The organism is Lyngbya sp. PCC 8106, from assembly GCF_000169095.1.
Taxonomy (GTDB): Bacteria; Cyanobacteriota; Cyanobacteriia; order Cyanobacteriales; family Microcoleaceae; genus Capilliphycus.
In genome coordinates, this window is record NZ_AAVU01000001.1 from 242,676 (window position 1) to 254,725 (window position 12,050).

Sequence of the window (12,050 nt, forward strand, 5' to 3'; positions counted from 1 at the left end):
AAAATGTCAGAGCAAATCGAGAAAATTCAACAGTTAATCAAGACAGCTACAAATCCCAAGCAAAAAGCGATGTATCAAGATTTGCTAGCGAAGTTGAAATCTGAGTTAAGTGAGAACGCAGAATCAACTGAAACTCCACAAGAACAAACTCAACCTCCACTCATTCCTAAACCCAAACGAACTTCTTCGTCCTCTCCAGTTTCCCCACCCAAACCGTTACCTGTTAAACCTCCAAAAATTAAAAAAGTTGAAACTGTTTCTCCGACGGAATCGGAAGAAAAATCAACGCCTGAAACAGTAAATGAAGACTTGAAATCTGAACCGGAATCCTCTGATCCTCAAGAAGTCAAAGATTCTGACTCTCAAACAGAGACTGAACAATCAGAATCCGGAGAGTCCCAACGTTATTTTCAAGGGATTGGTATTATCAGTGGAGTGGTCACATTAACCGAAGAACGTTCAACGATTACATTAGGAGAGAATGAGTATCGACTCTTTTATATTCCTAATAGACGCCGGAAGGCTTATGATGCTCTTAAAAAAGAAATTGAAACGACAGGGAATACCACTCAAAAGTTAATCGTCTATCCAAAAATACTGCATTTTCCTAGTCGAGATCAACCTCATCAAGTGGCTTTTCAATTAGTCGGATTTGTGGGTTCTCAAGCTTCATCAAGTCCACTGAATACAGAGTTAAATGATTTTGAATTCAAATTCTCAGGATTATGGCAATTTATTCCGGTTTGTAGAACCCCTTGTATTACGGTGATGCGTAACTTTTCTCAAGATAGATTAGCTTGGATTAAAGAAGCAGAAGCCGCTAAAAAAGTTAAATTTATGAAAGCTTCTCATGTTCCGTTACTCTGGAGAGATTCACCTGTAAAGCCGTTTAGATTCAATCCGAGATTAGAAAAAGACCAGCAAGGTCAAACTTATTTTGTTCAAGTCAAGGCTAAATTTCTTCCGGGACGGGATGTATTTGGATTTGTTGAACAGTTGAATGAACCAACTGAAGAAGCCCCTGGATTCTTGAAAGCTTCTAAAAAGTTAAAAGCAGAAGCCCTCAGAGAAACGAAGGAACGCAAACAACAAAAACAAGTTGAAGTTAAAGAAAATGTTGCTCATCAATCGGAGTCGTCAGACTCTTAATTTCAACTCGAAAAAATACACTGCAAATCTGTAGAGATGTAATCTTTTCAGATGTTTTTGATTGACAACAATCTCAACAGAATAGATTATCTTAATTGAGTTCCATCTAATCCTCTAAGTTATGAATCGTGTCAACGAAAATTATAATTCTCAGTCTCTTGAGGATCAACTTAGTCAACTGTCAAACCGAGTTAAACAACTGGAAAGTCAGCTTGAAAACGTATTAAAATTTTCAGCAAAAATAGAACAAATAGAAGAAGACTTGATGCTGGTTTCGGATGTTAACCGTTACAGTAAATTGCGAGATTATCTAGAAGAAAAACGTTGGTTTGATGCAGATATTGAGACGATTAATTTGATTATGGCGATCGCAGGTCATAACCGTTTAGAGGAATTAAGACCAGAAGAAATTCAAAAATTTCCGTGCAATTCTCTCCATGTCATTGATAACTTATGGGTGAAATACAGTCAAGGTCGGTTTGGGTTTAGTGTACAACTCAAAATCTATAAAAGTTGTGGGGGCGATCGCGAAGCCACTATCGAAGAAAATCAAAAATTAGTCGCACAATGGGGTGAACAGTTAGGATGGCGAAAAAATGATCAATGGTTGCGGTGTGAAGATCTCGACTATAGCTTAAACGCGCCTTTGGGTTGTCATCCATCTCAATGGTGGAACTCTCCCTATGGTAACAAAATGATCAACTATTTTTTAGCTCGTTTAATGAGTTGTGAGTTTGTCAACAAGTCCAATAAAAGTCAATAAAAAAAGACGTTTTCAGGGAACGCCTCTAAAATTTTTTGATTGTATGAATTGACACTCCCACGCCGTAAACGGGGGGGATTCTTGGTTCAGCGAGTCCATGTCAAATTTTGTTGAGTTACCAAAAAAAGCGGGTCAAAAGCCCCGTCGTTCACGACGGATTATGTTTGTGCTACGATGGGTTATCGTCAGCGACGACGACAAATTATGCTCGTATATGAAATGAAGCTGCAAGGAACATATTGCCAGTACCGAAGCTTGGATGAAGCCATTCGGACAGGTCGATTTGTTCGCAACAGCGTTATCAGGGCATGGTTAGATGGTCAAGTTAAAAGCCGCAACGATGCCTACAAGCACTGCAAACTGTTGTCAGACAATCCAGAGTTTCCTTGGGCATCAAGGTTAAACTCAATGGCACGACAAGCACACGCAGAAAGAGCTTGGGCATCAATTGAAAGATTTTATCGGAATTGTAAGCAGAAAACACCAGGCAAGAAGGGGTTCCCAAAGTTTAAAAAGTATCAAGTTAGAGCGTCTGTTGAATACAAAACATCAGGATGGAAACTTTCGGAGGACAGACGTTATCTAACGTTCACAGACAAGTTTCAAACGGGTACATTTAAGCTTTGGGGAAGTCGGAACCTGCACTTTCATCAACTCGAACAAATCAAACGAGTGAGGGTAATTAGAAGACATGACGGGTATTATGCTCAATTTCTGATAGATTATGAACGAGAGGAGAAAAAAGAACTCACAGGAAAACAAACAGGATTAGATGTAGGTTTAAACTATTTCTACACAGATTGTTCTGGTAATCAAATAGACAATCCTCGGTTTTTGAGAAAGGATGAACGCAAGCTTAAAAAGCTGCAACGTCGATTATCAAGAACTCACTCGGGCAGTCAAAATCGCCAAAAAGCCAGAAACAAACTAGGTAGAGCGCATCTCAAGGTTTCACGCAGACGCCAGAATCGGGTTTGTAAATTAGCCCAACACGTCATACAGTCTAACGACTTGGTAGCGATTGAAAACCTACGGATTCGCAACATGGTTAAAAATCATCATTTAGCCAAGTCAATTAGCGATGCAGCTTGGTACAGGTTTCGAGAATGGTTAGAATATATGGCGCGGGTTTATGGGGTTCCAGTTATTGCTGTCGAACCCGCATATACTTCCCAAAGCTGTTCAAATTGTGGTGAGAAAGTTGTAAAAACTCTCAGTACGAGAACCCATGAATGCCCTCACTGTGGATATATCGCTGACCGGGATAAAAATGCCGCCAGAAATATATTGAAATCTGCATTAAAACAACTATCAAATAAAGAAACGGATAAGAAATCGATTAACGGATTAATTTAACTGCGAGTATCAGAGATTTATGCTGTCCTACAGATAACTTAATCCGTTCTTCCGCTTAATATCTGTTTTTAAAATACCGTCGGGCAGACGGAAGTTAACGCCTCTAGAGAGAATGCCCTCTGCTCTGTTGGGGAAACTCAACCTAGTAAGTCAGCTCGTGGAAAGAGGAAGCCCAGACAGTGATGTTTGGAATCTCCGTTGTTTACGACGGAGAGGATGTCAATCTTTTGGAGTTGATTTAGTTGTTTTCTTGCGAGAAGTCGAACGTTTGGTAGTTCCGCTACTTTTTTTAGTCGTTCCGGTGCTTTTGGTTGATTTTTTACGAGTCTTTGAACCGGAACTTGCTTTCGCGGCTAACCATTCCAACGCCTTTTCTAAAGTTACATCTTCCACCGTCACCTCTTTGGGGATAGACGCATTTGTTTTCCCATGTTTAACGTAAAGACCGTAGGGGCCATTATAAACGTTCACAGGTTCGCTATCTTCAGGATGAGCGCCTAACTCCCGTAACGGTGTCGCCGAGCGTCGTCCCCCGCGACCTGCTTTGGGTTGAGCCAGCATTTCCAAAGCCCGCTCTAACGTAATCGCTAACACATCATCGGGCGCCTTAATAGAACGATAGTCTTTCCCTTCCTTCCCTTGATCATGGACAACATAGGGGCCGAACCGTCCAATAGCCGCTTTGACTTTTGCCCCGGTTTCCGGATGAACCCCCAATAGTCTGGGTAAGGACAGCAACCCCACGGCCATATCCAAGGTAACGCTATCCTTTTCAACCCCTTTGGGTAAAGAGACTCGCTTGGGTTTTTTATTCTCCTCAGACTCCTCACCCAACTGCACATAGGGGCCATAAGGGCCGATCAACATCAAAATCGCTTCTCCCGTTTCCGGATGTAGCCCCAACTTCTCCGGGCCTTCTGTTTTTTGTAGAAGCAGTTCTTGCACCAACTCTGGGGTGAGATCAGCCGGAGTCAAGTCTTGAGGAATAGAAGCCGTAATCACCTCATCCCCATTTTCCGCCTCAATATACGGCCCAAACTTGCCGATACAGACCCGATAGAGAATACCGTCGGCTTCACCCCCGAGTTTTTCGAGTTCAATCGTCCGAGCAACTTTTGCCTCAATTTGGCTTTCCTGTTCCCGAACTTGTGTATCTAAACCCGCTTCTCCCGAGTAAAACTTCTGCAAATACGGTAGCCAACTGGCTTCTCCGGCGGCAATATCATCAAGGGTATTTTCCATGCGGGCGGTGAACCCAATATCCACCAAGTCTGGAAAATGTTTTTCGAGTAAATTTGTCACCGCAAACGCCGTAAAAGTCGGGGTGAGAGCATTTCCCTTTAACTGAACATAGCCGCGATCAATAATTGTTCCAATCACACTGGCGTAGGTACTGGGTCGGCCAACGCCTTCACTTTCGAGGGTTTTCACCAAAGACGCTTCGGTAAACCGGGCTGGTGGTTGGGTTTCGTGGCTCACCGCTTCTAGTTCCTGACAGTTAGGATGATCGCCCTCTTTGAGCGGGGGAAGCAGCACTTCTTGGTTTTCTAAGGCTGCATCAGGATCATCAGACCCCTCAACATAAGCCCTTAAAAAGCCGGGAAAATCAATCCGTTTTCCACTGGAACGAAAGCCCGCATTTTCGACTTTCAACTCAACTGCAATATTGGTTTGGCGAGAGTCTGCCATTTGACAAGCAACGGTTCGCTTCCAAATTAAATCATAGAGTTTGAGGTCATTGGCTCGGAGATCGGTTTCTTGGGGAGTACGGAAACGGTTTCCGGCCGGACGGATGGCTTCGTGGGCTTCTTGAGCGCCTTTGCTTTTGGTCGTGTATTGGCGAGGTTTGGGGCTGAGGTAGTTTTTGCCATATTTTTCCTCAACGCAAGTCCGAGCCGCTTCTATCGCCTGTTCAGACAGGTGAACGGAGTCGGTTCGCATATAGGTGATAAAGCCCCGTTCATACAACCCTTGAGCCACTTGCATCGTCTGACGCGCACTCAGTCGCAGTTTGCGGTTGGCTTCTTGTTGCAGGGTTGAGGTGGTAAAGGGGGGAGCGGGTTTACGAGTCGAGGGACGTTCTTCAATCTTACTGACTGTCCAGGGTTTACCCGTGAGTCGCTCTTTGAGGGCCATCGCTTGGGCTTCATCCAACAAAACTACGTTGCGACCTTGGGCAATTTTACCTGTAGTTTCGTCGAAGTCGCTCCCGGTGGCTACTTTCACGCCGTCTACTGTTGTGAGTTTGGTGTCAAAGTTGGTTTTATCTTTTTCTAGTAAGGCTTTTAAGTCCCAATAGTCCCCTTGACGGAACGCCCGACGTTCTCGTTCTCGACTGACGAGTAGCCGCACGGCGACAGACTGAACTCGTCCAGCAGACAGACCTCTGGCGATTTTTTTCCAGAGTAAGGGGGAGAGGGTGTAACCGTAGAGGCGATCTAAAATGCGCCGAGTTTCTTGGGCGTGAACCAGTTGTTCGTCGAGATCGCGACAGTTATTGAGGGCGCTTTGAATGGCTTCTTGGGTGATTTCGTGGAAGACCATTCGTTTCGTTGGGATCTTGGGTTTGAGGATTTGCAGCAGATGCCAACTGATACTTTCTCCTTCGCGATCTTCGTCAGTCGCTAGAACCAATTCATCGGCGGCTTTGAGCGCATCTTTGAGTTCTTTGACTACTTTTTTCTTGTCCTTGGGAACCACGTAAATTGGCTCGAAGTTGGCTTCGACATTCACACCAAGCTGCGCCCACTTCTCTCCCTTGTACTTTTCGGGGATTTCCTCAGCTGAAGGGGGTAGGTCACGCACATGACCCATCGACGCTTCCACGCGATAGTCACGGGGAAGGAAGTTGCTGATAGTGCGAGCTTTCGTTGGAGATTCGACGATCACTAGGGTTGACATGGCGCCTTTTCGGAGATATTAGCAGCGAACGGGTATGGGTTTCGAGAAGATTGAGAGCAGGTTGGTAAGCCAGACTGTCTTCCGCTCGTTTGAAATCAGGCTTACTTTCAAAACTATCTTAATTTTGAGTTTATGCCAAAATTCATAAACGATCTTTAAGTTAAGCCTACTACTTTGAGTTGGGGGTATCGAGGCGACACTTCGGCTATTGTTAGCATATTTTATATTTTTTGTCAACTTATATTTGAACGGTTTTTGAATTTTGCCTGTATCTTGACATCTATAATGATTTGTACTTAGGTTTATGATATGCTTGACCCTGTAAATCTAAAGAAATAATTAAAATTTAGTCCATTGGTTTTCTGGAGGTGATGTCAAAATGATCTCAGACTTGTTGCGTATTCTTCTTCCCGCAGGTACTTATCTCGGGAGTGTTTACCTATTGCTGGTTTTTGTTGAAAAGTTTTCTCGAAAAACGATTGGGTTTGAATAAATAATGTTTGTTCAATTTGGAGTTGGTAGGGTTAATGGCTCGACTGACTCCATCCTACGCCTACTAAAAATACCACAAGTTGTACTAAAACGATACTTGGCCCTGAAGGTAAATCCCAAATTCCAGAGAGTATCATTCCGACAATACCACTAACTGCCCCAATTACCGCAGCGAGTCCTAAAAACGGTATAAATTGATCACAAACCAGTCTAGCTGTAGCAGGGGGAATGATTAAAAAAGCATTGACTAATAAAATCCCTACAGCCCGAATTGATAAGGCTAAAGTTAGAGATAATAAGATAATAAAACTATAACGATAAATCTGTACAGGAATACCTTTGAGTTGAGCTAAGTCGGGGCTGAAGGTGAGCAGGATTTGTTCAGGTAAGGTGAGAACTAAACAAACAATAGTCACGACTAACAGCACAACTAATAAAATAATATCTATATTGCTAATCGCGAGAATATCGCCAAACAAAATGGATAATAAGTTCCCTCGATAGCCTTCTAAAAAAGAAAATCCAAGCGTTCCCAAAGCTACAGAACCCGCCACAATAATCCCTAAGACTGTATCACTCCCTAAATTGGTAGTGTCGATTAAATAAAGCACTCCTAAACCAAAAATTACCAGTAATAAGGTCAGGGATAATATAGACGGAAGTTGAATAAATGCTCCTATTACTACGGCTAAAAAAGCAGCATGACCTAAAGCATTTCCGTACATTGAAAGCTGTCTTAATACCACAAAGCTTCCTAAAATCCCCCCTAAAGTTCCCAGTAAAATTCCACCTAAAACCGCCCTTTGCATAAAGGGTAAGCTAAAGAGTTCTATCCATTCTAAGTTGTTCATTCTAACTCATTTTTTGTCAAGTTTGAGAGATTTTATAACATTCAATTGGACAGGTTAATGAGAGTGAAAATAGCGAATGATAGTAGAACCATAAACCTCTTGTACATTTTCATTTGATAACGTTTCTCGCGGGCTTCCTTGACACATAATTTTTCGGTTAAGACACAAAACGCGATCACAATACCGACTGACTAAATCCAAATCGTGAGAGATTTGTAAGGTAGCAAATCCTTGTTCCCGTTGCAATTTGTTTAACAACTCTGCAAATTCAATTTCTCCGGTTGCATCCACTTCTGCTAACGCTTCATCTAAGATAATTAAATCACGAGGAACCGCCAAACAATAAGCCAATAAAACTCGTTTAAGTTCACCTCCGCTTAACGTTCCAATTCGTTGATGAGATTGATTTTCTAGGTTAACTTTAACTAACACTTTTTGAACCGAAATTTTTCGTTCTCTTGATTTCCAAAACATAGATTTGGGTAACGCTAACGCCACTAATTCTTCTACAGTTAAAGGGAAATAGCGATCAAATGAAAACTTCTGGGGTATATAACCAATTTTATCCCACCGTTTCCCTAATTTATTTAGAGATTTTCCTAATATATTAACCTGTCCCGATTCATAGGGGATCAATCCTAAAATTGCTCGAATTAAGGTACTTTTTCCGGCTCCATTTGGCCCAACAATAGCAGTATTAGTTCCTGAAAATAGTTGAAAAGAAACCTGATCAACTGCAACATATTTTCCTCGTCGAACTGTTAAATTTTCGACTTCTAAAACTGATTGACTTCCAAATTTTTTGCTACTCATTATTGACAAATTCCTTCTAGAGTGTTTAAATTTTTTCGCATGGCAGTAAAATAATATTGAGGATCGAGAGAACCTGTTTCAATCGGATCTAAGGTTTTTACAGGCAGTCCCACATCATTAGAAATTTGTTGCAGTCGGCTGTCATTCACTCCGGGTTCACTCAATAAAGCTTGCACTTGATATTCTTTCACGGCTGCCATCACCCGTTGAATATCACGGGGAGAAATACTATCATCAGGAAGGTCTAAAACCGCCATTTGTTGGATGCCATATCGTCTCGCTAGATAGGGATAAGCATCGTGAAATGCGATAAATTTACAATCTTTTACCGAACCTAAGCGGCTTTTAAATTCTTGATCTAGTTCTTGTAATTGTTTAATATAAGCTTCTGCATTCGCTCGATAAGTTTGTGCATTTTTGGGATCGACAGCGATTAAACCCTCCCGAATATTTGCCACTTGTTTTTGTGCTAAAATTGGATCAAGCCAAACATGAGGATTTCCCTCGGCGTGAGAATGACCGTGAGAATGACCGTGATCGTGATCTTCTTCTTTTAGCGGTTCAATTCCTTGACTAGCATCAATTTGTTTGAGTTGTGGGTTCCCCGCATTCGCCACTAACCCACTCAGAAATGTTTCCATTCCTAACCCATTTTTAACTAAAATTTCAGCTTGAGCAAGTTTACGCGCATCACTGGGGGAAGCTTGATATTCATGGGCGGTGACATTAGGTGGAACCAAAATTTCTACTTCCTGACTTGAACCGGATACGGCTTTCGTAAACAGGTACATCGGTAAAAATGTGGCGACAACCTTTGTTGAACGGGTGTTTTGGGCGACTGTTGTTAAACTTCCGACGATGATGGCGATCGCTGAGATTAATAATACCGCAAACAAAGGGCGACGCTTCCAAGCACTAGGCTGAGTCAATATCCGCAAAAACTGTGAAGGTGACATAGGGCGAGATACACCATAATTGAGGATCGAAGGGTTCTCCACTGTTTGACAATGGAGGCGTTTAGTAAAATGATAATCATTTTAGTACCATCTGGCAATAGGGAGGTTTATCTATGATCAGTTCTTTTTCACAAAACTTGTAGCCGGGTTCTAACTTTTGGCAGAAATATAATTAAGATTGAGAATTTGATTCAGTCATTTTGTCATAAACTAAACGAGAAATAGAAGGAAATATTTCCCAATTGTCTCCGTATTCTTTTCCCTCCCCAAACACAGTTAAAATATAAGCAACTTGACTTGATTTTGACTGAATAAATGCGACTTCAAAGCGAGTCTCAGAAGTCCAGCCGACTTTAGAAAAAAAGCGTATATCTAACCCGGCTAAAGATTCTCCGAGAAAACCTTGAATGGGGTTTGATTCTTGCAGTTTCCAAACCTTCGGATCAAGATCTCGTTCAAGTAGATTCATCATCTGAGAACTGGCTTCAGGAGAAACGGCTTTTTGAGTCACAATTTCATACATTAATCGACTTGTTTGTTCGGCTGTAATTTGATTTCTGATCGGTTGTTTAGGGTTGCCTCGCATTTTCAGTTCCCAAGCTTGAGGTGCTTCCATTTTTAGTTCGGGAATGGGATAATTTTTTTGACTAATATCAATATTTTTGTAGCCTGCTTTTTGAAAAAACTGATTAATAGAATGACGTTTTTTCAGCCAGTTTTCATAGTTGTCACTGTTAGGATTATTTAAAGATGAAGTCAGGGTGAGTTGATCTAGAATATGACTAGCTGCTTCATTATCTGAGTTTTTCACTAATTTACAAATATCGGTTTGACATTCAGCCGTATAGTTAATCATTTCATTGGGTTGAATTCCGGCTTCAACTTGAGCAAATAAAGCCACCATCCAAAAGAGTTTAGCAATACTCGCTGGAAATCTAGGGGTTTGACTCCGGTATTCAGCAAAGGTTTTATTTTGAACATCAATTAAGTGAATCGAAAGAGAAGAAGTTGATAACTTTTGTTGAGAAACTTGATTAATAACTTGATCAATAATCGCTTGTAGTGGTAAACTATAATTGAGATTAGGTTCACTCTCAATATTATAAACAGGTTCAGAACTTGAGGAGATTTCGGGTTGAGGTTCGGGTGAGGAAACGGCTTGAGGTGAGGTCAGAGAAATTGAGGAGGAAGTCACAGCAGGCGAATAAAAAGGCGTTAATTCTATCCATTGAGGAAACAAATCAGAAAAGAAAAACTTAGCGATCGCACCTAATCCTCCTAGAGCTAAAGCCAGGAGAGAAATATAACCCAACGCCGACACAGAAGGGTGAGTTCGAGAGCGAGTTCGACGTCGAGAGGAAGGTTGAGGCGGTGTGATTGTTGGACGAACTGGAGAGGATGATTTGAGTTGCTGTTCACTCTCCAGTTGAGCCAGTCGTGTTCGCAGTTTTTTGATGGTTTTGTAGGCTCGGCTTAACTTGGCTTCGAGTTCTACACTGTTGGAGTTGCGATCAGAAGATAAGGGTTTTTGGGGACTCACGGGTTCGGCTTGTCTTTTCAACTTCGCTCATTATCTTAGTTTAGAAAAGATTTGTTTTAATGTGCGAATTTTTTGGGTTGTCCTCCCAAGCGCCTATCCCAAACAATAATAAAAACCTCGGACAAGGAGTTGATCTCAGATAGATCAGCTGGTACTTTTGGGCTGTTCTAATAGACGATTTAACGCCACCTCAAGTCCCATAAAGTAAAGTAAACGACAAAAACCTTACAAACTCGCATACCCCTTGACCGATGCTATGCTATACTGAGAGTTGGGCTGTTAGAGTTTTTTGACAATTTGCTCCCCTGACGCCGTTCTCCTTTGGGGGGCAATTCACAAGTTAAACAGCAAAATACTTGCTCTCGTCGAGCCAACCTGGAGAGGGGCTAAATCCTCTTGAGGTTGTCTTACTATTTATTATGCCTGAAAGCCAAGAAAAAAGTAGTTTTCTTTACAAAAATTGGATATTTGTCTTAATCGTATAAATTGGTGATGATTACATTAAACGTTTCTGGAGTTGTTTGCGGTTAAAAGCCAACTGTTCAACCGTCAACAAGGGAGATTCAATGGGTGAACGCATATCCCACTGAACCTCAGCAAAAAAGAGTAACGTACCCGCTAGGATGATTCCTGTCGCCAAAAATTGCCAACTGATCACGTAGGATAACAATGGAATGACCAAAACGTGTAATAATCCTGCTAGTGCAAATGAGCGGGATTGTAGAGCAATACCTGTTGCTAAATAACCCAAAGCACAGACCATTAACCACAGGGGACACAAATTAACTAAAATCTGTGACCATCCCCAAAAAATGCCTAAATTTGTGAGTCCGACACCGATCAATATTAGTAACGTCCAACAGTAAACAAGCCAGGTGACTTGTTCAATCCGAACCCAACAGTAAGTTAGGAATATCATTCCAATTGTAGCAATGAGTGTGAGTCCTGACCAGTAATAAGCTTGATCAATCCAACTAATCGGAAAAAATTGAGCGGTAATGAAAATAATCAGTGAAATCAAACCCCAAAGCAAAAACACTTGATCGATGCGAGTATATAAGCCAGAATGAAGTGTATAGTTGCCAATTTTCCAATTAACTTTTAGTAGACCTTTGATATCTTGAACATCTAGATGCTGTTGTTTAATCCGAACAATCGGCTCTGTAGACTTGAAGATAGTCATGCGAGAGATCTAAAAAATAAAATCTTAATTTACATATCTTAACAAA

9 protein-coding genes are annotated in these 12,050 nt (G+C 41.6%); 3 read left to right on the top strand and 6 right to left on the bottom strand.

The features are described 5' to 3' along the window. Positions 1-3: 3 nt before the first annotated feature. The 3 genes from L8106_RS00990 (at position 4) to L8106_RS01000 (ending at position 3,268) form a co-directional block, all read left to right on the top strand. Entirely contained in the window at positions 4-1,149 is a 1,146-nt protein-coding gene (locus L8106_RS00990; protein ID WP_009782284.1) for a hypothetical protein, read from the top strand. 121 nt (positions 1,150-1,270) lie between these two features. Further along, complete coding sequence (locus tag L8106_RS00995) at positions 1,271-1,912, top strand: GUN4 domain-containing protein (RefSeq protein ID WP_009782285.1); 642 nt, start codon at positions 1,271-1,273, stop codon at positions 1,910-1,912. A gap of 204 nt (positions 1,913-2,116) precedes the next feature. Continuing rightward, positions 2,117-3,268: an RNA-guided endonuclease TnpB family protein gene (locus L8106_RS01000; RefSeq protein WP_009782286.1), complete on the top strand. Its 1,152-nt coding sequence runs from the start codon at positions 2,117-2,119 to the stop codon at positions 3,266-3,268. A 219-nt stretch (positions 3,269-3,487) separates the two neighbouring features. Here the strand turns inward: L8106_RS01000 and topA are convergent, their stop codons facing one another. The 6 genes from topA to L8106_RS01030 form a co-directional block, all read right to left on the bottom strand. Then, positions 3,488-6,169, bottom strand: coding sequence for a type I DNA topoisomerase (topA, locus tag L8106_RS01005; protein WP_009782287.1), 2,682 nt, complete (start codon positions 6,167-6,169; stop codon positions 3,488-3,490). A gap of 524 nt (positions 6,170-6,693) precedes the next feature. After that, positions 6,694-7,512 carry a metal ABC transporter permease gene (locus L8106_RS01010; RefSeq protein ID WP_009782289.1) on the bottom strand — a complete coding sequence of 273 codons (819 nt, stop codon included), beginning with the start codon at positions 7,510-7,512 and terminating at the stop codon, positions 6,694-6,696. A gap of 54 nt (positions 7,513-7,566) precedes the next feature. Next, positions 7,567-8,325, bottom strand: a complete 759-nt coding sequence (locus L8106_RS01015; RefSeq protein WP_009782290.1) for a metal ABC transporter ATP-binding protein — start codon at positions 8,323-8,325, stop codon at positions 7,567-7,569. Continuing rightward, positions 8,325-9,281 carry a metal ABC transporter solute-binding protein, Zn/Mn family gene (locus tag L8106_RS01020; protein ID WP_009782291.1) on the bottom strand — a complete coding sequence of 319 codons (957 nt, stop codon included), beginning with the start codon at positions 9,279-9,281 and terminating at the stop codon, positions 8,325-8,327. The genes L8106_RS01015 and L8106_RS01020 overlap by 1 nt, the downstream gene beginning before the upstream one ends. 172 nt (positions 9,282-9,453) lie before the next feature. Further along, the gene (locus tag L8106_RS01025; RefSeq protein ID WP_009782292.1) at positions 9,454-10,842 is read right to left on the bottom strand and encodes a serine hydrolase; all 1,389 of its coding nucleotides are present in this window, start codon (positions 10,840-10,842) and stop codon (positions 9,454-9,456) included. Positions 10,843-11,317: 475 nt separating this feature from the next. Then, complete coding sequence (locus L8106_RS01030) at positions 11,318-12,004, bottom strand: hypothetical protein (RefSeq protein WP_009782293.1); 687 nt, start codon at positions 12,002-12,004, stop codon at positions 11,318-11,320. Positions 12,005-12,050: the final 46 nt, after the last annotated feature.